15 protein-coding genes are annotated in these 26,789 nt (G+C 55.4%); 11 read left to right on the forward strand and 4 right to left on the reverse strand.

From position 1 onward, the window contains the following. The first annotated feature begins 132 nt into the window (after positions 1-132). The 6 genes from C173_RS05800 (at position 133) to C173_RS05820 (ending at position 18,296) form a co-directional block, all read left to right on the forward strand. Positions 133-14,211 (forward strand): S-layer homology domain-containing protein, encoded by a 14,079-nt coding sequence (locus C173_RS05800; protein WP_036723204.1) that lies wholly within the window; start codon positions 133-135, stop codon positions 14,209-14,211. 169 nt (positions 14,212-14,380) lie between these two features. Next, positions 14,381-16,129 carry a sensor histidine kinase gene (locus tag C173_RS05805; protein ID WP_235191794.1) on the forward strand — a complete coding sequence of 583 codons (1,749 nt, stop codon included), beginning with the start codon at positions 14,381-14,383 and terminating at the stop codon, positions 16,127-16,129. Positions 16,130-16,155: 26 nt separating this feature from the next. Next, positions 16,156-17,313 (forward strand): response regulator, encoded by a 1,158-nt coding sequence (locus tag C173_RS05810; protein ID WP_036723206.1) that lies wholly within the window; start codon positions 16,156-16,158, stop codon positions 17,311-17,313. A gap of 206 nt (positions 17,314-17,519) precedes the next feature. Then, positions 17,520-17,774, forward strand: coding sequence for a hypothetical protein (locus tag C173_RS05815; RefSeq protein ID WP_036723207.1), 255 nt, complete (start codon positions 17,520-17,522; stop codon positions 17,772-17,774). Further along, positions 17,771-17,947 (forward strand): hypothetical protein, encoded by a 177-nt coding sequence (locus C173_RS34150; protein ID WP_155991288.1) that lies wholly within the window; start codon positions 17,771-17,773, stop codon positions 17,945-17,947. Before C173_RS05815 ends, C173_RS34150 begins: the two co-directional genes overlap by 4 nt. Beyond that, complete coding sequence (locus tag C173_RS05820) at positions 17,934-18,296, forward strand: hypothetical protein (RefSeq protein WP_036723208.1); 363 nt, start codon at positions 17,934-17,936, stop codon at positions 18,294-18,296. The genes C173_RS34150 and C173_RS05820 overlap by 14 nt, the downstream gene beginning before the upstream one ends. 16 nt (positions 18,297-18,312) lie before the next feature. Here C173_RS05820 and C173_RS05825 read toward each other — a convergent pair whose 3' ends face one another. Further along, on the reverse strand, positions 18,313-19,629 hold the full coding sequence (locus C173_RS05825; protein ID WP_036723210.1) for an ATP-binding protein: 1,317 nt from the start codon (positions 19,627-19,629) through the stop codon (positions 18,313-18,315). Further along, positions 19,626-20,405, reverse strand: a complete 780-nt coding sequence (locus tag C173_RS05830; RefSeq protein WP_235191795.1) for a LytR/AlgR family response regulator transcription factor — start codon at positions 20,403-20,405, stop codon at positions 19,626-19,628. The genes C173_RS05825 and C173_RS05830 overlap by 4 nt, the downstream gene beginning before the upstream one ends. Before the next feature lie 111 nt (positions 20,406-20,516). Here C173_RS05830 and C173_RS05835 point away from each other — a divergent pair, with 111 nt between their 5' ends. From C173_RS05835 to C173_RS05855, 5 genes are all read left to right on the forward strand, one after another. Then, entirely contained in the window at positions 20,517-21,440 is a 924-nt protein-coding gene (locus C173_RS05835; RefSeq protein ID WP_036723212.1) for an ABC transporter ATP-binding protein, read from the forward strand. Next, positions 21,437-22,234, forward strand: coding sequence for an ABC transporter permease (locus tag C173_RS05840; protein ID WP_036723214.1), 798 nt, complete (start codon positions 21,437-21,439; stop codon positions 22,232-22,234). Before C173_RS05835 ends, C173_RS05840 begins: the two co-directional genes overlap by 4 nt. A gap of 31 nt (positions 22,235-22,265) precedes the next feature. Next, positions 22,266-23,222, forward strand: coding sequence for a peptide-methionine (S)-S-oxide reductase MsrA (gene msrA / locus C173_RS05845; RefSeq protein WP_036723216.1), 957 nt, complete (start codon positions 22,266-22,268; stop codon positions 23,220-23,222). A gap of 73 nt (positions 23,223-23,295) precedes the next feature. After that, the gene (locus C173_RS05850) at positions 23,296-24,027 is read left to right on the forward strand and encodes a ZIP family metal transporter (RefSeq protein WP_036723217.1); all 732 of its coding nucleotides are present in this window, start codon (positions 23,296-23,298) and stop codon (positions 24,025-24,027) included. A 94-nt stretch (positions 24,028-24,121) separates the two neighbouring features. Then, entirely contained in the window at positions 24,122-24,421 is a 300-nt protein-coding gene (locus tag C173_RS05855; protein WP_036723218.1) for a hypothetical protein, read from the forward strand. Positions 24,422-24,614: 193 nt separating this feature from the next. Here the strand turns inward: C173_RS05855 and C173_RS05860 are convergent, their stop codons facing one another. Together C173_RS05860 and C173_RS05865 are read right to left on the reverse strand one after the other, a co-directional pair. Beyond that, positions 24,615-25,523 carry an aldo/keto reductase gene (locus tag C173_RS05860; protein ID WP_036723220.1) on the reverse strand — a complete coding sequence of 303 codons (909 nt, stop codon included), beginning with the start codon at positions 25,521-25,523 and terminating at the stop codon, positions 24,615-24,617. Positions 25,524-25,740: 217 nt separating this feature from the next. After that, positions 25,741-26,730: an aldo/keto reductase gene (locus C173_RS05865; RefSeq protein ID WP_036723221.1), complete on the reverse strand. Its 990-nt coding sequence runs from the start codon at positions 26,728-26,730 to the stop codon at positions 25,741-25,743. Positions 26,731-26,789: the final 59 nt, after the last annotated feature.

A 26,789-nucleotide genomic window follows, 5' to 3' on the forward strand; every position in this document is an offset into this window, starting at 1 on the left:
TGCTCTCCAAAGCTTTCATTATTCTTTTATTCCCTTCCTGTAGACTCAAATATACAAGATATGATTCTGTCTATGAGAAAAATCTCATAGATTGTCGAAAAACAAGGGTGCTGTGATGAAGGGGGAATTGGCGTGAAGAACCACCGGGCAAAACAGAGAATAAGGCTCTTGCTCCATTGGCTGTTGATTGTCAGTCTAATTGCGGGGCTGTGGAGTCCCGGACTTTGGCAGACAGGCCAGGCAAAGGCTGCGGCTGTGAACGGGACAGCCTCTGCTGCGAGCGATATTAACGGTCATTGGGCGGAGCTGCAACTAAGCGAATGGATAGGAGACGGGTATATCAAAGGCTTCCAGGATGGAAGCTTCCGGCCTGATCAGACTATCTCACGTATAGAGTTTGTGGCGTTAGTGAACCGCTTGTTTGCTTACCAGGGAACGGGAAAGATCAGTTTCAAGGATGTTTCCTCTGCGGCCTGGTTCGTCTCACAGGTGCAGGCAGCGGTCCAGGCCGGATATGTGAAGGGATTTCCTGACGGGACCTTCCAGCCGGACAAGCCGTTGTCACGGGTGGAGGCGGCCGTAATGCTCGCCAAGCTTACGCCTGTGCTGATGAAGGACGGCGAAGATCCGCTGAAGGTATTCAAGGATGCCGGCAGTATTCCGGGCTATGGCCGTGATGCGCTGGGTGCTGTGCTAAGTGCCGGTTACATGAAGGGTTTCCCGGATGGAACGATTGCAGCTTCACGGCAGCTTACACGGGCCGAAGCCGTTGTGCTGCTGGATCGTCTGAAGCAGCAGTCCGGCAGCCATGCAGAGGGAGGGATCATTCTTCCAGCGAAGACTCTGGAGACGGGCGGCACTTATGGTCCTGCTACAGGCTCGTTCACCGTTGCCGGTGATCTTACCCTGAATGCGCCGGGCATAACGCTGCGCAACGTTCAGGTTCAAGGAAATCTGCTCATCGGCTCCAAGGTTGGAGACGGAGAGATCTACCTTGAACAGGTGACGGTACAGGGCAGCACAAATATTCAAGGCGGCGGTGCCCATAGTGTACATATCAATCATTCGCAGCTCGGTGTTGTAACCGTGGATCGGGCGGACGGTCTGGTACGGGTTGTGGTCGGCGGGACAACGATCATCAGGCAGTTGAATGTCCAGTCCGATGCTAAGCTTGAGTCAGAGCAGAGCGGGACAGCTTCCGGCGGTATTGAGGGGGTTGTTATTTCAGGAGCGGGTGAAGTCACCCTGAGCGGGGACTTCAGCTCGGTGGAGATTAAGAGCAACGTCAAGGTTGTGGTCACCTCGGGGACCATAGGCCGCTTAAGCGTTGCCGGGGGAGTCAGCGCTTCGTCCATTACGCTGAACGAAGGCGTGAAGGTAAGTGATCTGGAGCTGCATGGCACAGCAAGTGTATCAGGCGCGGGAGAAATCGTGAAGGCACTGGTAGATGCTCCAAAAGTAGTGTTTGAACGTTCCCCCCGCAGCGTGGAAACTACGACACGCGGAGAGTATACGGTTACTGCTCCGGCTGCAAGCACGGCTCCTGCCGGAGCAGGTGGAGCGGGTGGAACTGGCGGAGGAAGTGGTGGTGGCGGTGGTGGCGGTGGCGGAAGCAACCCGACGACCCCGCCATCTCCAACATCTACTCCATCCCCAACACCTCATCCAACCCTGCCGCCTGCAGAGCAGCCGCTTGAGGTGGCAGTTACTGCTGCGCTCGGTACTCCGAGCGGCTTCATGCTCAGCTTCAGCAAGCCTGTTGCGAACCTGACAGCAGCAGAGCTCTCGCTGAAGGATGCAGCGGGACAGGCCATAGAGATATCCTTCATTGGCTCACTGAACGGGGGAAGCTCTTACCGGGTTGCCGCAGCCTTGAAGGAGGGGGAGACCTACACTGTTACACTCTCCAAGGCAGGGTATGCCTTCGGCGCCCCGGTAACCTTAGTTATTCCGGTGACTACACCGGAGGATATTCGGGTGGCCACGGCGGTGCAGAATATCAGCGTAGCGGGCTTGGAGGTCCAGTTCGATCAGCCGGTAGCCGATTTGCTGCTGTCTGGCTTCACCCTGAAGCGCAGCGGGACGGGCGAAGCTGTCGCTATTCAAGAGGCTGCTGCCCATAACGGCGGAAGCTCTTACCAGCTGACAGCTGCCTTGCAGGAAGGGGCTACCTACTTGTTAAGCGTGACGAAGGCGGGCTACCACTTCGGCGGGGTTGTGTACGTATTCGTTCCGGTCACGGACCCGGTAGTGATCTCGGTATCTGCTGAGGTCTACGGCATCACGGAGACGGGCTTCCAGGTATCCTTGAATCCACCGGTTGCGGGATTAACCCCAGCTCATTTCGCTTTGACAGCGGGGGATGGCAGCAGCATTCCGGTGGACGGAGCGGCCTCCGCAGAGGATGGCGGTGTATACACGATTACTGCAGGACTTGCCCCGGGCAGCACCTACACGCTTAGTATGGAACGGAGCGGCTATAGCTTCGGGACAGCGCTTGAAGTGACTGTACCAGCCGTAGGCAAGGTGAAGGTTGAACCTTCGATTGGCACCGTGCGTACTTACGGCTTTATCCTGTCCATGGATAAGACAGTGCCGGAGATAGATTCTCTGAGCCTGGTGCTGGAGAACGCGGCGGGCGGGCAGGTCAGTATCGATATGCTCAGTACAGTGGTTCCCGGCCAGCAATATGAAGTGTGGGCCAGCCTGGCCCCGAAGGATTCGTATACCCTTTCGCTTGATATGGAGGGGTATGAGTTCACGGAACCGGCGGCTCTGGCGGTCCGGGCAGAGGAAGTTCCCTCTTCGGCAGGCTGGGTGACGCATAGCGGATTTGAGCTGCAGTTTGCGCAAGGTACGCCAGACTTCTCGGCAGGCGATATGACTCTACAGGCTCTGGGCGGAGGGGCCGTAGCCGTGGATGAAGTCCAGCTTGGTCTGGACAGGAAATCTGCGGTGATAGCTGCGGATTTGCCCGCAGCAGGAAGTTATGCTTACCATGTCAATCTCTATGACGGACGGTTCATACAAGGGACCCTAGTTGTTCCTGAGACCGTGGAGATCAGTAAGTATACGACCTTCGACGGGTACCCCGGTGCTTATAGCGGCCTTACGGTTCACTTCGGGCGGGCGGTACCGGGGTTGACAGTCTCAGCCTTTGAGCTTAAGACTAGCAGCGGCGGGGCGGTTGTATTGGACTCGGCGGGCTCCAGTGACGGAGGCCGTACCTACAAGCTGCTTACTACGCAGATTAATGCCGGAGGCCCATTTGTACTTGGCATTACGGCTCCGGGCTACAGCTTCGGGAAGCCGGCCACACTGGTGAACGCGACTCTGAATGTGTGGGGCGCGGGGCGGAAGCCGACCCAATTCATGGCCGGACTGAATCCGCGCGTGCCGGATTTGACCGCTGAACATTTCAGGGCCACGGATCTGGCAGGCCATGAGGTTGCGATTACAGGTGTCACTTGGGATAACCAGCAGCGGATCTATGTAGTGGCTTTTGACGGAGAGGGCGGTCAGAGTTATTACGTATCGGTTCAGGCGGACGGGTATGACTTCGGCGCGCCGAAGAAAATTTATGTGTATGCCCAGAACACGGTAGTAGTTCCGACATACGGCGGCTTCACGCTGGTGATGTCACCTGCGATGAAGATCAATATGCAATACGGCTTTAAGTTAACCCGGGCCTTTGAAGGCACAGTGGTTCCTATCCAGAAGGTTGTCATGAATGACCCGGAAGGCGGAAGCTATCAGTTCTCAGCCGCCCTGACCCCGGGCTACTATAGTCTCGCGCTGGATGCAGATGTGGACCCGAATGTGGTCTCCTTTGCGGTTCCGCTAATTGCTACAGTCTCTGTCGATGAGATTGAGAACAGTGGGCTGCTTGCGACGCTCGATTATGCCGTGGATGGGCTGGGTGCAGGGAATTTCGTATTGTTGAACAACGATACAGGAGATCCCGTAGTGATATCCTCAGCAACAACGGCGGACCAGGGCGCAAGCTACCGGCTGTCGGCCCACCTGGCGGGAGGCAGCTATACTCTGAAGCTGACCGGGCATCTACCGGAAGCAGGGGTGAATTTCAAGGTTGCAGCGACCACAGACGCAGGGACAACCAGTGTCTCGAAGATCACGAGTGCGGGCTTCGAGCTTTCTTTTGCCAACCTGGTGCCGGGCCTGCTGCCTGATGACCTTACGATCACGGATGCGCAGAATAACAAGCTGAACGGAGTTACGTTAACCACGAGTGATAATGGCGGGACCTATCAAGTGCGGGTAACGCTTGCGGAGAATGCGGACTACACGATTGTGCTGAAGAAAGGGTACATCCTCTTCGACTCGCCGGTCACGTTCCATGTGAATAAGTGGATTGCCGCCAGCATAGCGGATGTAACGAAGGACGGGCAGTTCACCTTGAAGTTCGCTCCCGCGTTCCCGGAGATTGAGAATTATCTGGGGCTGTCGTTAACGGATGAAGCCGGCACGCTCTATTATCCGAATCTGTTCGAGTCGGCAGACGGCGGGGCGAGCTACCAGCTTCGAGTGCCGGGCAATCAGTTGAAGCCGGGTATGGCCTACATGGTCAAGCTGGACAAGGATGAATTCTCAATGAATCCAGTCTCCTTCCGGCTGCCGCCAACGCTGACAGTTATGGAGGCGACAACAGCAGGTGTGAAGGTGCAGCTGGATGCGCCGGTTCCGGGGCTGGCCCAGCGGCATTTTGTAATCCGAAATGCCGCTGGTGACAGCATTGCACTGACTTCAGCGGCAACAGCGGATGCAGGCGCTCACTACACCCTTGCCGGTACCTTTGCCGGAGGGCAAACGTATACGGTACAGTACAAGCCGGATGTAACTTATCAGGTGAATGAACCCGTAGCTTTTCCAATATCGAAAATCATTACGGCTGCGCTCAGCAATATAACGGTACTGGGGTTCAAGCTTCAATTCAGCTCCAAGGTTGCCGGATTGACCCCGCAGCAAGTGATCCTCCGTGATCCGAGCGGGAATCCAATCCCTGTGAATGAGTATTCACTCAAGACAACGGATCAGGGCCTAAGCTACCAGGTGACGCTGAATGCGGTGGCCGCGGGCAAGGGGTACACTCTGGATCTGGCGCGAGAGGACTTCCGGCTGGCTTCTCCGGTCTCCTTCGATATCTCGGCGTCGGCTGCCCTCCGGCTGGTGGGCACGGTGCTGAACAAGATTGTGGTGTCTGTCTCTCCGAATCTGCCGGATATGACCGAAGAGCATTTCGCGTTGTATGACAGCAAAGGCCGCAAGATCGCGATTACGGTGACTTCTCAAGGTCCGGCAAGCGCGATGTACAATATTGAAGGGAAATTCGACGCCTTCGAGACGTATACCCTGCAAGCCAAGTATCCCGGCTATCTGTTCGGGGCTCCGCTTACGGTGGGCTTCCAAGTAGGGGTATATGCAATCATTCACGGCCAGTCGCGGAGCGGCTTCAAGCTTGTTTTGAGCTCGGAGGTGCCCGGTCTAAGTGCTGCGGATATTACCGTCACTGATAAAGAGGGTAATATCGCTGCGGTACAATCCCTCCAGGCTTCCACTGCTCCAGGGAGCTATAACGTGCTTGTTCCGCTGGCCGGAGGCAAGACGTACACGGTGAAGATTGCTGCGAAGGCGCCGTATGTTTTTGACAGCATTGACCCGTTCACCTTGAATGCGGCTTCGGCCACGGTGGATCAGTTGTCTGTGACCGGCTTCAAGCTGAGCCTGTCCTCACCGCTCAGTCTGGACCCCGGAAATGTCAGCCTGACGGATGACCAAGGCCAAACCGTCAACTTAAGATCGGTCATTACCCGGGATGCGGGCCGGTCTTATGAGATTAGTGTCTATCTGAAGGCGGGTGTGCAGTACAAGCTGGGCCTGCATGTGGCGGGATACGACCTGGGTACGGAGCTGCCGTTGTCCATCCAGGCTGTAGCGACTGCGTTCGAGGGGATGGAGACCGGGAACAATCAGGCGTTCACTGTACGCTTCGATCAGGCGATGCCAAGCCTGCTGCCGGGTGATTTGAACATCAAGCAAGGAGACAACGCTACAGTCTACCATCCTATGAAAATATCGACAGCGGACGGGGGATTCACTTATAAGGTAGAAGCGAGCTTCTGGGGAACAGAGCGTTACTCGCTGCGTATTGTCAAGCACGGGTATGACTTTGGCACCCCGATCTTCATTGACGTTCCGGCTAGGATAAGCGCGGCAGTGTTGAGAATAGGAGCGGACTACGTGGAGATCGGACTGAATCCCGGTGTCTTTGGAATGAGTGCCGCTGATTTCACGGTGAAGGATAGCACAGGGCAAGTGTTGCCTGTGTCCTCTGCGGTGACGGACGACCATGGCTTGACTTACCGCCTGAAGGCAGCATTTGCCGGAGGCCAGACCTATACGATTGCGCTGCAACAGACGGGTCATGACTTCGGGGAAGTCTTGTCGGCTACGCTGCCGAGTGTGATTGCAAGTGAGGTTGGTCCTGTTAACGGGCAAGGCGTGAGTGTTCTCCTGAACCCGGCTGTTGGCGGGCTTAAGGCTGGCAGCTTCAAGCTGGTTAATGCTGCCGGGCAGTCCACTCCGGTTACAGCCGTCAAGGAGCTGAACGGGGGGGCCGGTTATGTATTGTCTGCTAATCTTGCAGATGGAGCGGTCTATACGCTGACTGTGGCCGGGACAGGCTATGACTTTGGGGCAGCTCTTACGGTGAAGGTGCCGGTACAAGTTGCACTCAGCTATGACAAAATTCAGAATGACGGGCTGACGGTGAAGCTGGACCCGGCTATTCCGGGACTTAGCGCAGCCAGCTTCATCTTGAAGGATGCGGAGGGCAATCAGAGCGTTGTGTCTGCGGCAACCACCTCAGATGGAGGTGCGACCTACGCCATACGGGCGGCGCTGCAAGACAGGGCCACCTACAGTCTGAATATAGCGGCAGCCGGTTATGATTTCGGCGCGGTCCTGCCGTTCACGGTGCTGCAGCCTGTCGCCAAGTCTATCGAGGCGCTGTCCAAGAACGGGTTCACCCTGCGGCTGCAAGCCGCAGTCCCGGATTTGAAGGTCAGCCACATTCTGCTGAAGGACAGCAGCGGCGAGGCTGTTGCGCTAGATTCCCTGGTGACGGCGGACGGCGGGCTGACGTATCAAGCGGCGGCGAAGCTGACGGAAGGGGCGGCGTACCGACTGGCGCTGACAGCTAAGGGGTATGATTTTGGACCGTCGGTTCATGTGGATGTTCTTCCAATGCTGCAATTGACAGCGAGCAGCATTAATACCTCCGGCTTCAGTCTGCATCTGAGCACGGCCGTGCCTGACCTGAATCTGTCCTCCGTGCACCTCAGTGGACCCGGCGGGCAGAGTGTAACCCTCACCGCAAGCTTATTCTATGATGCTAATCCGGGTACAGCCGATGCGGGCAAAATCTATCTGGTGCGTGTGCCTATAGCCGCCGGTCAAACGTATACGCTGATGGTGCAAGATCCGTCCCACCCGGTAGAAGGGCCTCTCGAAGTGGTGCTGCCAGTTGCGGTTACGAGCCAGGTCACCCGTGCGGATGCCGGCGGAATAAGTGTGCTGCTGGGCCGTAAGGGAATTGATGTGCAGCCTGAGGATGTGGAGCTTCTTACGGCGGCAGGCGATAGGATCAAGGTGACGGGGATCGCTGCGGGAACAGACGCAGGTACCTACATCATTCAAACCCAGCTTGCCGAAGGCAGTACGTATTCGCTGACTCTGAAGAAGGCGGGGTATGACTTTGGGGCAGCGGTTAAGGTGTATGTGGCTTACCGTGTCACTTCAAGTATCACAGGTGTGAATGAGAATGGCTTCACTGTAAGCTTCAGTACACCGGTTCAAGGTGTACAGTTCAGCTTGCAGGATGCCGGCAACAACCCGGCAACACTGGGTCCGGTATCCACTGCAGACTTCGGACAGACGTACAAGGTGGCAGCGAACCTGGCTTACAATAAGGAATTCAAGCTGCGGCTGGATGCAGCGGGGTATGATCTCGGTGCGGAGCTGACGGTGAATAATGTAAGCACGCCGCCGCTCCTGATGGATGCGACCTCTTCGGAGAATGGGACCCAGGTTATCCTTACGTTTGACAAACCGCTGGCCAGCGTGATTTCAAGCGGGTCCTTCTCCGTCAAGATCGATGGTCAATGGCAAAGCTCCGTGACTGCGGCACTCGGGGCAGATCCGGCGCAGATCTTCTTGAGCTGGAACAGCAGCGGCCGGGTAATTGGTTCAGCCTCCACGGTATCGGTAGTTTACACCGGTGTGAACCGGGTGAAAGCGGTCAATCAGACGTTCCTGGCTGTCTTTGACGAATTGCCGGTGGCTAATGTGGCGACCCTGCTCGGGTTCGTCTCCAGCTATGCCTATAAGAACGATGCAGCCTACCCGGCTCAAATACTTCACAAGCAATACGGCAAGACGGCGCTGGAGACGGCGGAGCTTCTGCGGGACGGCGGCTTCAAGGCAGCGAATCTGTACCGTGCGGTTCTGATCGAGTATGGGATGATCCGCTCAGAACTGACGCCGATCCTGTATGCAATGAACGCGGATGCGTCTTCGGTCTATGATGCCTACAATTCCCTTAAGCCGGCTACGGCTGCGTATGATGGATTGATTACAGGAGAGCTTCTCTCGGCAGGGTATTCGGCCAGTGAGATCGGTCCGGTCCTTCAGAGATTCGGTCTGTCCAGCAAAGGCATCCTGGGATATCTGAAGCGCTACAATGTATCCGTTACAGAAGCGGCGAAGGTCCTAAAGGGTAACTGGAATGAAACAAGCGGCAATACCGTACAGTTACTCCGGTTGACAGGTTATGACAGCCTCGGGATTGCCGGAGCTGTCCAGAGTGCATACGGTCTGAGCCATGCACAGGCCGTGTCCGCCATGGCCGAAGGCAAGCAACCGGCAACGGAATCGGCAGCGGTCATCAAGGAGCTGTACTCGGGCGATGCCGTTACCAGTGCGACTTGGCTGTCCCAAGCGGGATATTCGGCGGCGGATGTGAGCAAGGCGATTGCAGAGCAATACAGCTTTGCTGGCGCGGCAGAAATGCTGCGGGCCTTCATGGGCGCTGGCTTCCCGGCGGCGTATACGTATTCTCTGCTGCGCCGGGAATATTCGCAGCAGGATGCGGCGACAGAGCTGCTGAACGCGAAGGTGTCTGCACGGGAAGTGGCCGAAGCGGTTAAATCGGCCGGAGATGGTGCCTCCGTGATCATTAGCGCCTTAATGGCCAAGCACTATGAGGTGCAGGAAATTGCCATCATCGTGAATGATTTATGGGTGTCGGCAGGTGTCACGTTAAGCGAGGTACTCGCTCAATTCGCCGCCAGCGGGTATCAGGCTTCAGCACAGGCCGCGCTGTTACGTGAACAGTTCGGTGCAGAACTCCCGGCAGCGATTGCGGCTCTCTCTCCAGGGCTTACCCAAACCCAGCGGGAGCATGTACTGAAATACCTTTTGGATGGGGGATATGATCCGGTTCAGCTGGCGGACTATTATCTGAAGCAGGGCAGCAATTCCTATGAACTGTTCAGACAGTTCAGGCTGGCAGGCAAAACGCCGGTACAATCGCTGCAGACAATGTATGATGCTTACAGACAAGCAGGAACAGCACTCACGCTGAGCGGTGCAATGGATCTGTTCTACCATGATTACAATAACCGTTACGAAGCAGACCAGGTCCTGACGGCGCTGCGTACCGTGTTCGCCCAGGATGCAGATGAGAAGGCGGATGCTACCGCGATAGCGGCTGTTATGAGTAACTCCAGGCTGTGGGATAAGCTTGAGATTGCCAAGCCGCTTATCCGGCAGATGGGCCTCACGATGCAGGATTGGGTGGAGCTGGAGCGCACCGAGGCCTTTTCCCGATTTGGCTGCGCCTGTGATGTGCGGACGGTGGTGAAGGATACCCAGTATTTATTCGCTGGTGCGACGCTGCCGGATATCACTGTTGCCATGAGCTTATCCAGCCGGTATACCTTGAATAGGATCGTGGAAGGGACGATTAATCTCTACCCTACAGGGGGTGTCAGAGCGAAAGGAATGCCTTACCTGATCTCTGCGCTGAAAAATGCGGGGTATTCCTTCGAAGAGGTCGCTGCTGAATTCGACAGTCAGGGGTGGAGTGAATGGGTGGCCGCTTTCAGCACATACGGAATTGCAGCAAATGATGTGACTGCTTATCTGGTTACAAAAGGTCTTACCATGAGCCAGGTCATTGACCGGCTGGCTCCGTATCCGCTGAAGGACCGGGCGCTGGTCCTGCGTGAAGCCTACGGGCTGGATAGCGCTGCTGCGATGGCACTGCTGCTCCAGCAGACTGACGAGGATCAGGAGGATATCGGCCGGGCGGCGGCCTGGGCCTACGGCAGCGATCCAATCTCGCTGTGGATTCAGACGCTGCGGGCACAAGGGGCTACGGCTGCCTCCGTGATTAACACGCTTGCTGCGCGTTACCCTGCCTACTGGCAATCGGACAAGGTGGGTCCGGCCCTGATTCAGGGCGGATTCAGCCAGGACGAGGTCATGCGGGGGCTGCTGATCCATGCCGGAGTGCGGGGCAACCTGCAGGCAACGCTTGCGCTGCTGCAGTCGCTCTATAGCCAGCAGCAAATTACCATTGCCCAGCTCCTGAGCGCTGCCAAGCTCGTATCGCCGGAGGACGGGCTGGAATTTCTGCAGAAGGGCGGCTACAAGCTGCCGGATATGGCCCGCGCACTCAAGGATTATTACGGGCTTACGGCCGGAGAAGCTGCCAAGCTGCTTACCGCCGCATATCCGAATGATCAGAGTCTTATTCTATCCGGGCTTGCTTCCGTATACGGACAGACGCTCGGAAGTACGATAGCAGAAGCACTGCAGGAGAAGGGAATTACTGAAGTAAGCGCAGCTGTTGAATATCTGTGGAATGCGGGATTTGCGCCTAGAGATATTGCCAGCTCAGCCAAAGACGCCTTCCACCAGGACGCAGGTCAGACGGCGCTGCTCTTCGTGCAGAAGAATATTCTGGCTGACAGGAATGTGCTGGTAACGACCCTTGCCGCAGTCTATGGACAATCTGTTGAACAAGTGATTCATGCACTGCTTGTCCGGCAGGGAGCTCCCTCCTTCGAGGAAGCCATTGCCTTTGTGTTCCAGGCCCGGTTCAGTCTGGCGAACAGCATCAGGCTGGCCAAGACAGAATACGGATTATCTGCGGGAACAGCCTTGCAGCTGCTCACAGATTCCCGGCTATACCGCCAGGAGGATATCCTTGCGGGTGTGACGGATATCTACCGGACCTCGCAGCGTGAGAGTATCGTGGATTCACTGGCAGCCAGCGGGCTGGTCACCCTGGAATCTGCTGTATCCTTCCTGCGCAACATGAAGTTCGATCTGAACGGGATCGTCAGGGTGGGCAAGGAGCATTACCGGTTAAAGGCCGGAGAGACTGCCGCCGCTCTGACAGTCGAGGGATCTTATGGTGATGAGGACATACAGAATTCGGTGTCCTATGTATACGGGCAGAATCTGACGCAGACCCGGCTGGATACGCTGAATGCGCTGGGGATCACCGTGTTCGCCGATGCTGTGCCGGAGCTGAGAAGCGCCGGATTTGCAATCACCGACCTGGTGCTTGCAGGCAAGACGCACTACAATCTTAGCGCCGGAGAGACGACTTACAGCCTGCTGCAATCCGGGCGCTATCCGGTGGCTGACATTCTGGCTGCTGTGGCGGAATACTACGGCAAACCGGTGAATGAGAGCGTGGAGGAGCTGCTGAACCGCAGCGGCATTGCCTCCATCCAGGATGCAGCGCCATATCTTCGTTCGCTGGGCTACACGCTGCAGGATGTGACCGAAGTATCCAAGAGCTATTATGGAAATTCGCTACAGGCTACTCGGGATGCTTTGCTGTCGCTCCAATTGGAAGACGCCAGCATTATAGAATGGACGGTGCGGCAGGTCTACGGCACAGCTGTGGAGGAAGGCAATACGGCTGCAACGCCTCAATCTATCCTGCAGGAAGCCGGAATTATAGGAGAGCAAGCGGCCATTGCCTATCTATGGACTGCGGGCTACCCGCTCCAGGATATTGTCAAAATGCTCAAAGAGTATAACGGCCAATCAGCGGCGGCTGCCGCAGCACTGCTGATTGCAGACGGATCGTTCAGTGCTTCAGCAGTTCTGAGCAGCATCAGCGCCATTTATGGGACCACGTATGATGCCGCCACAATGGAGTTCTTCAGAGCGCAGGGTATTTTCACAGATGCCCCGCAAGCGGCGCAGGTCTTGAGCACAAGCGGCTACCGGATGGCGTATATCGCAGAACTATTGAAGAAGAGCTACGGCAAGACGGAGGCGGAGGCGAAGGAGATCCTGAACGGACTGGGTATTTACACAGCGGATGCGGTACAGAAGACAGTGGCTGAGGTGTATTTTGCAGTGGGCACATCCTCTGGAACTCTTCAGCAATTGCTTGATCTGTATGGAATCACGGGTGCAGAAGCTGCTGTAAGCCTGCTCTATAAGCAAGGTACAGCGATACAGGACATCCTCCAGTATTTGAAGGATGCTTATAACTTGGGTGCCGATGAAGCAACCGCCCTGCTGGCAGTGCATGTCAAAGGTCCGGAGCTTGGTCTGGCCGTCACTACGGTGTATTACAGCAGCACGAATATCGGCTACCTCGCGAAGTTGATTCCGGCAACCTCTATGGGCAGCCCGGGAACGGTTGCGAGTTATATGAAGGCGAAATTCAGGGATACCGATATCGTGCTTGCGCTGAGGGTGATTTTCAATCTGGATGCGTTGGGTGTGCAGGATGCGATCTCCACTACGATCATGTCTGCGGAGCGTGTACGTGCAGCGGTGACTGAAGTGTTCGGCGCTGATCCGCTCTACGCCTATCTGAAGCGTATGAAGGACCGGGGAGCAAATGCCAATGATGTGGCTGCCGAGCTGTATCTGCGGGGGCTGCTTGAGCTGGCACCGTCCAGCTACCTGGTGGATACGCTGCGGAGCCTGGGTTATGACAATACCAGCATTCTGAAGATGCGCTACAATTACTTCAACGAAACGCGCCAGAATGCAGGTACGGAAGAGGAGCAGGGAACACAGCTGGTACAATTGGGTGTTAATACGCCAGCCGCTATCGTTCAATATTTGCGGAAGTGGAATCTGCTCCCGTACAAGGTCATTAAGATTGTCAAGGCAGGACTGCCGAATGCGCCAATCGCAGAGATTGCTCTTGCCATGCGTGAGTACGGATATACGGGTACGGCGATTATGGGAGGGCTTGATGCAGTAGGCGAAGGCGGGGATGCAATTGCCGCGATTCTCAAAAAGCTTGGACTCTCAGTACCGCAGGCGCTGGTCTTCCTGAGAGACTGGCCCGTGGACGAGCAGCTGCAATGGCTGATCCGCAATGACTACACACCAAGCGAATACATTGCTTATCGGAATGTGCAGACCGACAACACTATTGCAGTTCTGAGGCAGCAGCTCGGCCTGTCCGCAATTGATGTTGCCAAGCTGCTGAACAAGTATAAGGGCAGTATGAGCCACTACTCTTTAGCCAAAGCGCTGTATGACGGAGGATTTACACAGGTCAGTGAGGTTGCGGGTGCTCTGATCTCGATCAATTATCAGCCGGTCTGGCTGCTGGGATTGCTGGTGGGAATTGGCGGCTGGACAATGGATGACATCGCCCAGGGAATGCTGGATTCCGGTCTGATCTCACTCGTGGATCTGGGCACTGCGATTCAGATGGCCACGGGCGGCGTGCTCAAGGAGACCTACCGAATTCTCAAAAAGGTATCCACCGCCAAACAGCGGGAATTCTATGACAGTCTCGATTCCCTGGAACGCAAATTGCTGGACAACAATGAAATCGCCATGATTGTTGTCGTATCCGCCATGCGCAACGGAAGGATTAGTATCTCCGATGCCACCAATCAGCTGAAGGTGACGGAAGGGATTGAACCGGAGGATGCACTGAAGGTGCTGATTGTATCCGGAGCCAACGTGCTGGATTCGGCAGGAGCCGTATGGGATGTCTACCGCGATTACATCGGGGCGAAGATTGTCCTGAAGATGTTCGAAAAGGCGGCAGGTCAGTATATTAGTGACTTCAAAAATTACTACAAGCTGGTCATGACATTATCCAAGATTATTTATAAATTATCCAAGTAAGAAATGAGGCTGCAGCAAAGGCCGGTCCGCATAAGGACCGGCCTTTGCCGGTAACCTGTAATGGAAAATCAAGGCGTGGACACCCCGACCCGGAAGGTGCTATCCTAACTTAATAGAATTTGTTATTAAGGGAGACGCAGCCGTGGAAAGTAGGCACTGGATGTCGATTATGCTTTTTATTGCAGCAGCACTGATGCTGTTTGTGTCATTCCTGTCGTACCAGAAAAGACATCTTCCTGTTGCCAGAACGATGATTCTGATTATGCTGACAGCAGCCTTCTACGCCTTCGGCTATGGTCTTGAGCTGCTTAGCGGGAACTTAAGCCAGGTGAAGCTGGCGCTGCACATTCAATATCTGGGTATTCCTTTTGTCTCCACCTTATGGCTGGTACAAGCGATTCAATTCACCGGAGCCGCTGTGCGCTTCCGCAAGCGACTGATCGCCCTGCTGTTCCTGATCCCCGCCGTCATCTTCATCCTGCAGCTCACCAATGACTGGCATCATCTAATCTACCGGGATTTTCTGTTGAATACGGACCCTTCGGTCTCCTTGTATTACACCGTCAAGGGGCTGTGGTATAACATCCATGCTGCGTATAATTATCTGGTGCTGCTTGGCGGGATTGCGCTGTTCATATCCATGTTTGTGCGGGCGCTGCCGATTGTACGCAAACAGATTGCTGTTCTGCTTCTGGGTGCGGTTGCGCCTATGCTGCTCAATCTGTTCCTGTGGACCGGAACCCGGATTGATCTCACACCGTTCGGATTTGCAGTGTCGGGCATCGCCTACGCCTGGGGTATCCTCAGATTCAACCTGCTCCGCCTGACTCCGCTGGCGATGGCGCAGGTGTTCGAGACGATCCGGGACGGTGTCCTTCTGTTCGATTATGAGAACCAGATCGTCAGCTACAACCGTGCCGCAGAGAAGATGTTTCCCGAGCTTGGGAGCAGGAGGCGCTACCCGGCGGATATGACGGAGGTGCTTGCCGGCAGCGGGGAGCTGCTTGAACGTCTCAGGGGCTTAAGCGATGAGGACGAGCGGTTTGCCTACGAGCGGCTTCAGGCCGGAAGACGCCTGTACTATAATTGCAGTCTGTCCTTCATTCATGATACAGGCAGCACCCCTATCGGCAAAATCCTCTTGTTCAGCGACATTACGGAGCTGAAGGAGAGCGAGGTCCGGCTGCGCGAGAATGCCCGGCAGCTGTCCGAGCTGAATGCCTTCAAGGACAAGCTGTTCACCATTGTGGCCCATGATATCCGCGATCCGGTAGCACTGCTGGTCAGCCTGACAGAGCTGCTGGGCGACGAGCTGACGGCTGCGGATGCTGAGCACGCGGAGGTGGTGCGGGAGATCAAAGGGCAGGTCCGTAATACATTCCAGCTCGTTGATAATCTGCTGGACTGGTACCGCAGCCAGAAGGGAAAGGTCTCCTTCCATCCGCAGGCCTGGAGTGTACAGCAGGTGGTCTGGCAGGCCCTGATGCTGGCAGGTACGAAGGCCGGGATGAAACAGATCCGCCTGACGGAGCGTATCGGCAGCGAACTGACCGTCCGGGCGGATAAAGAGATGCTGGATCTGATCCTGCGTAATCTGCTCTCTAACGCAATCAAATTCACGGGAATAGGCGGCTCTATTGAGGTTGATGCCGTGCTTGAAGAGGAGAAGGTTATCTTGTCTGTACGCGATGACGGGATTGGTATTGATGAAGCGACCGCAGACATGCTGCGCCTGGAGGAGCCGATTCTGAAGGCGCCGCTGGGGGAGGAGGCAGGAGATGCCCGCTTCGGCCTGGCGCTCGCGCGTGAATTCGTGCGCATCCATGGCGGGAGCCTGTGGTTTGAGAGCAAGCCGGGAAGTGGAACGATTTTCTACTTCACGTTGCCGGGATCGGCAGGAGGAGAACGGATGGAGTAACGGGCAGCGGGAGGGAGGATATATAAATGAAGGTTATACTGGTCGATGATGAACGGATGATGCATCTGATTCTTAGCACTATGCTGCTTAAGCTGCCTGAAGTCGAGCTTGCGGGTACGTTCACAGATACGAAGCCGGCTGCTGCCTTTCTGGAGGAGCACCCGGATGTGGAGCTTGCCTTCGTAGACCTCTCTATGCCGGGAGAGGGCGGCATGGCCTTTGCAGCCAGGCTGGCGGCTGCCGGTTCTCCAGTGCAAATTGTGTTCGTGACCTCTCATAAGGAATTTGCCCTGGAGGCTTACGACTTGTCCGTGCTGGACTATCTGGTCAAGCCGGTCTCCCAGGAGCGGCTTGCGCGTACGGTGAACCGGGTGCTTACCCAGCGGCGGGCTGCTCCGGCACGGCTCTCCCCTCTGCCGGAGGTGCAGGCTCCGGCCGGTTCCGGGCGGGTAAGGCTCACGATGCTCGGGGATGTTGCCGTGAGCAGCGGGGCAGGCCGGGTCAAATGGACCTCCCGTAAATGTGCTGAGCTGTTTGCCTATCTGCTGCTGCTCCGGGGAAAGCGTGTCCCCCGTTCCAGGCTGGTTGCGGATATCTTCGGCGGCATGCATAAGGCCAATGCGGAGAGCTATCTTAACACTACCGTCTATCAACTGCGCAAATCTCTGGAGCCGCTGGGCCTGCGTGAAGCGATCCGCTCGGAGAACGACGGGTACGCGCTTGAGCTTCAGGCGCCGGTTATCGACTATCTGGAATTTGAACAGGAGGCTGCAGCCTTGCACACTATAGAACCCCCGGATATAGAGCGGGCTATGCGTATCGAGCAGCTCTATACAGGGGAGCTGTTCGGCGACAAGGCTTATGTGTGGGCCATCCATGAGACGGAGCGTTATGCGGAATTGTATGCCTCCTTCGTCAAACGGCTGGCCGCAGCGCTCATTGCCAGCCGGGATTCCGCTGCGGCCTCCAAGCTGCTGCTGAAGCTGAACAAGCGGAATCCGCTCGATGAATCGGTGATCCGCCAGCTGATGGCCGTACACGAACTGGCCGGAGACAAAAAAGGCCTCAATGCCGTCTACACAGACTACGTGCGGCTGCTAAGCCGCGAGCTTGGCATCAAGCCCTCCGGCGATCTGATCTATCTGTATGATTCCCTGGTCCGGCGGATCTCGGAACTCAAATAATCTTTGTTTCAGCCTTCTCCGGAGGGCCCGGATTACGGGTCCTCCGTTTTTTTTTTGCTGCTCAACCCAATCAGAATGGCAATTGCTAGAGTAGATTAGCTTGAGGGTGATTCTGTTAGAGTGGCGGCAAGAAATTTCGCCAAAAATGTGGACAGGGGTAAAGGCGCGAATCCGTTCCGATTACATTAGGAAATGGGGGGATACAGATGGATTTCAGTGCATTGACTGGCCTTTTCGTAGATAACAACGGTTCAGTCGTGCTGAATGTTCTGTTATCTACTGCCTTGATCTGGAGTGTTAAGCAAATTGCGAATAAAGAGAAAGTGATTCAGAATTATCAGAAACGCGATGAGGAGAATGAGAAGCAGCTTAGCGAATATAACCGTACGCTCGTGAAGCTGCTGATTGAGAGAGGAACCGCAGAGAGAAAACCTAATGATGAGGAGGTCGTCAACAAGTGAAGCTCCTCGATATCTTTCGCAAGCACGAGCTGAAGCCCAGCCGGGTCAAACGGGAAATTGAGACCCTGGGCCAAATTCAGGAGGCGTATGAATCCAATGATCTAGAGAGGCTTATTGATCTGCACCGCACTGGCTTAGGTAGAAGGGGAGATGATCTGCATGGACATTATTGACTTGGTACTGATTACACTGGAACTGATCGCCTTGATCGCTTTTACCGCATATGTTATCCGTTACAGCAAATATTTCATCGGACGGGGGCCTATGCGCACCTATAATTTGTACCTCCGCAGTGTATGGGTAACTTATGGGGCAGTAGCGCTACTGTGTCTCAATCTGCTGTGGGGAAGGCTGAACATTATTCTCGGGCTGAATCTGTCCGGCAGCTTATCCGATATTCTGCGGGAGTATGTGCTGGTGCTGACGCTTGTCATGCTTGTATTCGCAGGCTTGATGCACAAGGAGTTATGGGACAGCAACCATAGGCACAAGCCCCGCCGTGAGCGCAAGAAACTGAAATAGCAAGCCCCATTCCCCATCATTCCCCCTCGGACACCCGTCCTCCGCCACGTTCATCTCTCTCAATATGAAAAAGCACCAGCTCCAGCTGAAACAGCTGGCCGCTGTAAGCAAGCTGAAACAGCCCGCCGGCCCGCTCCATCGTCTGGCGGATATTCCGCAGTCCGATCCCGTGGGAGCGCTTATCGCTTTTGGTGGTCAGCAGCTCACCGCCTGGGCCTTGGAGGACAGAACCGGAGTAGGGATTCTGAATCCGTATAAATAAGCTGGCATTCAGGTAATGCATATGTACCGCGATGTATCGTTCTGTTCCCTGTTCCTTGGGGATCAGTCTGACTGCTTCCAGGGCGTTATCAAGGGCATTGCCCAGAATAACGCTGATGACAGCGGTATCCAGCATCATCCGGGGTGGAAGGCTCAGCTCCAGACGGAGATCAATCTCTGCTGCGGATGCCTCCTGCCGTTTGTAATCCAGGATGGAGTCAATAACCGGGTTGCCCGTGTTGCAGTAAGCTTGGGCTTGTCCAGTCGAGCCAAGCAGAGCGTCCAGCTCGGCTGTAGAGGCGGCTTCTTCTCCGCTGAGAATTCTGGAGCGCAGGCCCAGCAGAATATGGTTGAAGTCATGACGGAACCGGAGGGCTTCCTCCTGAAATTCCCGGTTCCGGTGGTACTGGTTCACATAATAGCTGTTCTGCTGCTCCAGCAGCAGGCGCTGGCTGCGTTCAGACTGTGCGCTCAGCACACGGTCAATCAGCAGGAATACCAGAAGATTAATAGCGAGCAGCAAGGCGGGAACGACAGGGAATAACTGCGGATATAGCTGGAAGAAGGGACTGCCGGATAACTGCAGTAATAACGCAATGCTAAGACAAGGAAAGAGCAAGACAACAGACCCTAACCACCCGGTTGGCTGGCCCCGGCCCTCGTCTTTCACCAGCCTGCGCAGCAGCAGAACGAGCAATAGCATCAGCAGCTTCGAGAGCAGCAGGCCGAGCCTGTAACCGAAGTCAGTATGTGGCAGTGGAACCGCCGCATCGCTGAGGATAATCACAGCAGAGATAAACACCGCAGCGTATAACCGCCAAGCAAGGCTGCCCTTGTAGAGCAGGGACAGACCCAGGATCAGTCCGATATTGCCAGCCATCAGCGGGAGAGCGGACAGTGAGCTGTGATGGAGCAGAGCATGAACACCTATGTACAGAATGTAAAATGCGGTCAGCCGCAGCCGTGATTCCACACGACAGGGGAAGAAGCGGCTGAAGAAGAGATGCAGTATGACTGACAGGAGCGGTAGTACAGCGAGATAAATGATTTCATCGAGGAGTACGGAATTCATACCAGCTCCCCCCTGAAATGAAGATAGGCCCTGCGCACAGCGGGGCTATATTTGCTGCTGACCGGCAGTTCACAGCCGGTGGTAAGAATGATTTTTTTGGCGCTAATGGCCTGGATTGAATAGAAGTTCACAATATAGGACTGGTGAATCCGTACGAAATGGCTGGCCGTCAGCTTCTGCTCCTCCTCTACCAGCTTCCCGTAGTATTGTAGTGTCCTATCCTGAGTAACCAGTGTAATCTGCCTGATGCAGCTCTCCAGATAATGAATGTCCCTGTGAGGAATCCTTAGTTCCTGGTTCTTCAGCTGTACCGCAAGGAAGTTGATCCGGCCCTGCTGCCGGAGACGGAGGGTCTTATGTATGGCCCGGGCCAGCTTCTTCCTGAAGCCCTCCGGCTCAATCGGCTTCTTCAGGAATCCTGAAGGACGCAGGTCAAACAGCTGCATATGGTATTCTTCATGACTGGAAATATAGATAAGCTGCACCGGATCATTGCCGTCATCCTCCCTCAGGAGCTGTCCCGCCGCAATGCCGTCAAGACCGCCCAGCTCAATGTCCATCAAGATAATATCAAACTGGCTTCCGTCCCGGAGGGCCCGGGCGAAGCTTTCACCGGAATAATATAGGGAAATCTCAATAGGTTCGTTCAAGTCTTCTCCGGTTTCCAGAATCAGGCGCTCGGCCTCTCCGGCTGCGCGGGGCTCATCGTCACACACAGCAATATGAATCATCGGCTTCTCCACCTTTGCATTAATCCCTACATTATACATTTTCATCCTCAAAAACGACATGATCTCGCGTGAATATGACACCTGCGTTAGCGGAGGGGACAACGGATGGTATCGTTATGCCATCAACAGATTTGAGAGGGAAAAGGAGTGTTTGCTTTGACGGCAACAGTATTTGAGGCTGAGGGCTTATCCAAGGAGTACCCTTCAGGGGTTGCGCTGGATCAGCTCTGCATGAGCATTGAGGCTGGGGATGTGTACGGATTCGTAGGGGAGAACGGGGCGGGCAAAACAACGCTGATGAGAATCATCGGTGGTCTGGTGCATCCGACAGCCGGAAGGATGGCCTTATTCGGAGAGCAGAGCAAGGAGAGACAGATTGCGGCCAGACGCCGTGTCGGCTTCCTGATTGAACGGCCTTCGCTCTATCCTCATATGAATGCGATGGAGAATCTGTGCTTTTACTGCCGGATCTTCGGAATCAGGGATAAGGGCAGAAGTGCTGAAGTGCTGAAGCTTGTAGGTCTGGATGAGGCGGGACCGAAGAAGGCGGGCGAGTATTCGCTTGGCATGCGCCAGCGGCTGGGAATTGCCGTCGCCCTGCTGAACCGGCCGGAGTTCCTGGTGCTGGATGAGCCGGTGAATGGACTGGACCCTGCGGGAATTGTGGAGGTCAGGCATATCCTGGAGCAACTATCCCGGGAACAAGGCGTGACTCTTCTGATCTCCAGCCATATTCTGAGTGAACTGCAACTGCTGGCTGGTAAATACGGCTTCATTCATCAAGGCCGGTTGATTCAGGAGATTTCGGCTGCTGAATTGCAGCAGACTGCACAGGTGATGATCTGTATTAGCACATCTTCTCCGGCAGCAGCCGTAGCTGAGATGCTGAGGCAGGAGCTTAGGCGCGGGGATATCCGGATCAAGCAGACCGGAGAGATCGAGCTTCCCCGAAGCGGGGTGGATCTGGAGCGCCTGATGTCTCTTCTCGTGCAGCGGGAGATCCCGGTTGACGGCTTTCAGCTGACTGCGCCTAATCTGGAGCAGTATTATATGGATTTGATCGGGGGCGGAGGAAGATGAGGAACCTCTGGCAGGCTGAAATCTATTATTTGCGTAAAGATTTGGCCTTTAAAAGCGTCACCGCAGTCTTCGCCTTAGCCAGCCTCGCACTTGTTCTAATTCTGGGCAGCAAAGGCGGTTATTCCTTAAGCAGTTATGCAGAGCCGCTCCAGACGGCTGCTTCGTTCTCCATTCTGTTCTATTTGGTTATTCCGCTGCATGCCTGCTTTTTCGCAACGGAGGGCTTCGAGCATGGCTCGGTGCAGAATATTATTGCTGCCGGGCATAGCAAGGCGAAATACTTCACCGGTAAATATGTGCTGGAGCTGCTTGCCGTTCTGGGATGGCTGCTGGAGTTCTACGGTTTGTTCTATCTGTTCTCTCTTGCGGCAGCGCTGATCACAGGAGCGCCGGTAGGACATGCCGGATATACAGAGGATCTGGCGGCTGGTCTGACAGCCTTGGGACTGAATCTGCTCTATCTGGCAGCTTATTGTGCAGCAATCATGATGCTGGGGATGCTGATCCGCAAACCGGCTTCGGCGGTGGTGGCCGCATTCTTCTTCATCTTCGGTAACCTGCTGCTCAGCGGGTATCTCAAGGATACCTCCTCTGCGGTTCTTCGCGCAATTTCTGAGCATTCCCTGATGACGCAGATTTTCAAATTCTCGGGGATATACGTGGAGAACTCACAGCTGATTCTGCTCTCGGGGACGGGGGATTATATCCGCGCGTTGTGGATTCCTGCAGCTTGGATCTTGCTGTCTCTAACCATCGCCCTGACCGTTTTGGAGAAGCGGGATATTCAGATATAATAGGGGAAAAGCATGCAGGGAGGCGGTCTGTTTGACTACGAATGATACGCTGCAGCTGGCGACCTTCGCCGGCGGCTGCTTCTGGTGTATGGTCAAGCCGTTCGACGAGCTGCCGGGCATCGTCTCGGTGGTGTCGGGTTATACAGGAGGGCATACGGAGAATCCGACCTATGAAGAGGTAGGATCGGAAACTACCGGACACCGGGAGGCGGTGCAGATTGTCTATGATCCGGAGCTGTTCCCGTATGAACGGCTGCTGGACATCTATTGGCAGCTGATCGATCCGACGGATGACGGCGGGCAGTTCATGGACCGGGGGCATTCTTACGCTCCGGCAATCTTCATTCATAATGAAGAGCAGCGGAAGCAGGCGGAGCTGTCGAAGGAGAGGCTGAAGGCCAGCAAGCGCTTCAAGGCGCCGATTGTGACGCCCATCCTGCCGGCTGCGCCGTTCTATCCTGCGGAAGCGGAGCATCAGCACTATTACCGGACCCATCCGCTGGATTATAAGCTATATCAGAAGGGCTCGGGCCGTGACGACTTCACAGCGCTGCACTGGAACAGCCGTGAGGATAAGAAGCGGCTGCGGGGGCAGCTCACGGAGCTGCAATATGAGGTCACCCAGAACAAAGGCGCGGAGCCTGCCTACCAGAATGCGTATTGGGACCACTTCGAGGAGGGCCTTTACACGGATGTGATCAGCGGTGATCCGCTGTTCAGCTCGGCAGCCAAATTCGATTCCGGCACAGGCTGGCCCAGCTTCACGGGTCCGGTGGAAGAGGGGATAATCCGGCGGGAAGCCGATTATAGCGGCGGACAGGTGCGGACTGTGCTGCGCAGCAGGTTAAGCGGAGCTTATCTGGGGTATCTAACCTTTGACGGACCGGAGCCGGCGAAGCAGCATTATCATATCTATTCTGCCGCCCTTCTGTTCGTCCCGAAGGCAGAGCTTGAAGACCGGGGGCTGGGACGGTATGTGAGACTTTGAAGCTTGGGTCTATTTATAGCTGCCTTGAGCATATGCTTGATCTATAGTCCTGTCCACAAAAGGGGTTGAAGATTTGGCGGGTGCACTTTTAGGCAGCTTTTTGTCTGCAATGGCAACGGTGCTGGGCGTTATTCCTATTCTGTTCGTAAGGCGGCTGTCCGAGCTGTGGAAGGATGTGCTGGTGGCCTTCACCGCCGGGATCATGGTCTCTGCAAGCACCTTCGGGCTGATGCCGCAAGCCATTAAGGAATCGGGTATTACCGCGCTGACTCTGGGGCTGATTACCGGCGTATTGCTGCTCGATCTGATCGAGAGTCATATTCCGCATATCGATGTGGAGAATAAGCCCGGCCTCAGCAATCTGGATTCCAAAGCGCTGCTCGTCATGATTGCGCTGTTCATTCATAACATCCCTGAAGGGCTCAGCACAGGCTTCAGCTATGCCAGCGAGCAGACAAGCCTCGGCCCAATGGTGGCGATTGCGATCGGCGCTCAGAATATGCCGGAAGGGCTGATTCTTGCGATTTTCCTCATGAATGCCCGCGCCAGCCGGCGCAAGGCCCTAATCATAGCCGCGTTGACCGGACTGATGGAGATGGTGTCGGCTGTGATCGGGTATTTTACAGCCAGCTATGTACAGAATGTGGTTGGATACGGGCTGGCATTTGCTGCCGGGGCAATGCTCTTCATCGTGTATAAGGAGCTGATCCCGGAGAGCCACGGCCACGGATTTGAACGGCCCTCGACGTATTCGTTTATCTTCGGGCTGCTGGCGATGGTCTATATTACGCAGTTTTTTGGCTAGGCTGCTTCAGCGGCAGTGTCATTTGCATCTGCCTGCCGCAGCCGCTATACTATAACGCAATCCCCGGTTCCTATGGAGAAGGAGTGATGACAGGATGGTTAGACTGGAATGGGAAGCTGTATTATCCTTCGTATTATTGATTGCTTCATACCTGTGCTTATACGCGGCTATTCAGAAGCGGACGAATTTCGCCCGCTACAGCATGACGGTTCTCCTGATAGCCAGCGGAGCACCGCTGGCAGTGATGCTGATTCTGGAGAGCAGAAGGGAAGCGCTGGATGCCAATATCGGGCTGGGCATGGCGTTCCTGCTGACCTGGCTCATTACCGCAGTGGTGTTTGTGGCTGCATTAATTACGTGGATAGTTAAGGCAAGGAATCGCGCTCATAGGTAGAAAATTAAGAAGCTAAGCAAAAAATAAGAAGCTGTCCAGAGACTGTAATGCCTACAGTTTCCGGACAGCTTCTTCTGTTAAAATATAAGAATTTATATATTTTACGATATAAATTATCCTTCTATTTCTCGCTGAAACGGTACCGTCTTTTAAAAGGACGGCGAAGCCGTTTCCACTTGGCTGTAAGCACGCTCTAAACGTGCAGGGTATACCGTCCTGTCTTGCTGGAATCCCGAACAGCTTCAAGCTCCAGTGCAGAGAGCGGCTGCGAGCGGGCAGCCGCAATATTCTGCCGCAGCTGCTCCAGGCTGCTGGCCCCCGGGATCACGGCGGCAACCGCTGGATCGGCCAGCGGATATTGCAGCGCGGTCTGCGTCAGCGTCCGGGTAAGGGTAGTCTGGCTCATCAGTTGATCATGCAGCTCCGTAAGCTCTGCCTCCGTATAGTCGAGATACGCCCGCTGCGCCTTGGTGCGGCCATGATCGGTCAGAATGCCGCTAGCCAGCGGCCCCCGTGCAATCAGGCTGATGCCCGCGCGGCCCAGCAGCGGAAGAATGCTCTCCTCCGGGCGTCTGTCGAGAATGCTATACTGGCTCATCACGCTGACGATACCGGAGCGCTGCACATATTCCCGGATCACATTCGGCCGGATGGAGGAGATGCCGTAATGCCGTATTACCCCTTCCCGCTTCAGCTCCTCGAAGGCCTCAATCGTCTCATCGATATCATCCTCCAGCGTTCCTCCGTGCAGCTGATACAGGTCAATATAATCGGTCTGCAGCCTGCGCAGACTCTCCTTCACAGCGGAGCGGATATAGGCCTTGGAGGCATCCCAGCTCCAGCCTTCCTTGCCGGGAATTCTGCGGTTGCCCACCTTGGTCGCCAGGATCACATCGGCGCGGCGGTGCCGGATGGCCTGACCGACAATCTCCTCATTGCGGCCCTCATCGTAGAGGTCGGCGGTATCCAGGAAGTTAATTCCGCGTTCGAGCGCTTCGTGGATAATGGCGGTGGCCTGCGCTTCCTCTGTCCCCAGCGACATGCAGCCAAGCCCCATGGCACTTACATGTAAATCGGATTGCCCCAATCGGTTAGTCTTCATCGGATGTCCTTTCGTTACGCAGTGATGGTTATGAATGAGTTCATTATAGCATTCACGCATACCGTAAGCACTCGGGAGGGAATGCTTCAAGGTTCAATGTGTTAGGGAGATCTGCACAAAAAAAGAATCCTGCACCACCGCGAGCGGTGGGCAGGATTGCCGTCATAATCTATGATCTATGATCTGTAGGTTCGGCAGGTGCAGTATCCGCCCCGGCTTATCCGCGCAGAATCGTCTCAATCTGCTCCAGCTCTTCCGCGCTTAGCTCAGGCGCATTCAGTGAAGCTACGGCATCCTCGATCTGGCTGATCTTGCTTGCCCCGATCAGTGCAGAGGTCACCTTGCCGCCGCGCAGTACCCACGATAAGGCGAGCTGGGACATCTTCTGTCCGCGTGCCGCCGCAATCTCGTTCAGCTTGCCAACCTTGGCAAGCACCTCAGGCGTGAGCTCCTTCTCCGAGAGGAAGACACTCGGTCCGGCTGCGCGGGAATCGGCTGCGATGCCGTTCAGGTAGCGGTCCGTCAGAATCCCTTTTTGCAGCGGGGAGAAGGCGATGGTGCCGATGCCCTCTTCCTCCAGCACATCCTGCAGGCCGTCCTCGATCCAGCGCGACATCATCGAATAGTTCGGCTGATGGATCAGGCAAGGCGTGCCCAGGCGGCGGAGAATCTGCGCGGCTTCACGCGCTTCCTCCGGTCTATAGTTCGAGAGGCCCACATACAGCGCCTTGCCCTGGCGTACCAGCAGGTCGAGGGCGGACATGGTTTCTTCCAGCGGCGTATTCGGGTCTGGACGGTGGTGGTAGTAGATGTCTACATAATCCAGCCCCATCCGCTTCAGGCTCTGATCCAGACTGGAGACGAGATACTTCTTGGAGCCCCATTCACCGTAAGGGCCGGGCCACATATAGTATCCTGCTTTGCTGGAGATGATCAGCTCATCGCGGTAAGGGGCAAGATCCTTCTTCAGCATCTGCCCGAAGCTCTCTTCGGCAGAGCCGGCGGGCGGACCGTAGTTATTAGCGAGGTCGAAGTGGGTGATTCCTAAGTCAAATGCCCGGCGGACCATAGCGCGGCCGTTCTCAAAGACATCATTGCCGCCGAAATTATGCCACAGCCCGAGGGAGATGGCCGGGAGCAGCAGGCCGCTGCGTCCGGTGCGGTTATATTTCATCGTGTCATAACGTTCAGGATTGGCGATATACATATTGGATTCCTCCTAAATTTAAGTTGTGCGGGACTTCATACCCCCCTAATTGTAGCGGA

This window comes from Paenibacillus sp. FSL R7-277, assembly GCF_000517965.1.
Taxonomy (GTDB): domain Bacteria; phylum Bacillota; class Bacilli; order Paenibacillales; family Paenibacillaceae; genus Paenibacillus_AQ; species Paenibacillus_AQ silagei.

What these genes read in the sequence shown, in the direction of transcription:
- C173_RS05805 (WP_235191794.1), top strand. Translation starts at nt 14,381, where the DNA reads ATGCTTTTTATTGCAGCAGCACTGATGCTGTTTGTGTCATTCCTGTCG.
- C173_RS05810 (WP_036723206.1), top strand. Translation starts at nt 16,156, where the DNA reads ATGAAGGTTATACTGGTCGATGATGAACGGATGATGCATCTGATTCTT.
- C173_RS05815 (WP_036723207.1), top strand. Translation starts at nt 17,520, where the DNA reads ATGGATTTCAGTGCATTGACTGGCCTTTTCGTAGATAACAACGGTTCA.
- C173_RS05820 (WP_036723208.1), top strand. Translation starts at nt 17,934, where the DNA reads ATGGACATTATTGACTTGGTACTGATTACACTGGAACTGATCGCCTTG.
- C173_RS05825 (WP_036723210.1), bottom strand. Translation starts at nt 19,629, where the DNA reads ATGAATTCCGTACTCCTCGATGAAATCATTTATCTCGCTGTACTACCG.
- C173_RS05830 (WP_235191795.1), bottom strand. Translation starts at nt 20,405, where the DNA reads ATGAAAATGTATAATGTAGGGATTAATGCAAAGGTGGAGAAGCCGATG.
- C173_RS05840 (WP_036723214.1), top strand. Translation starts at nt 21,437, where the DNA reads ATGAGGAACCTCTGGCAGGCTGAAATCTATTATTTGCGTAAAGATTTG.
- C173_RS05855 (WP_036723218.1), top strand. Translation starts at nt 24,122, where the DNA reads ATGGTTAGACTGGAATGGGAAGCTGTATTATCCTTCGTATTATTGATT.
- C173_RS05860 (WP_036723220.1), bottom strand. Translation starts at nt 25,523, where the DNA reads ATGAAGACTAACCGATTGGGGCAATCCGATTTACATGTAAGTGCCATG.
- C173_RS05865 (WP_036723221.1), bottom strand. Translation starts at nt 26,730, where the DNA reads ATGTATATCGCCAATCCTGAACGTTATGACACGATGAAATATAACCGC.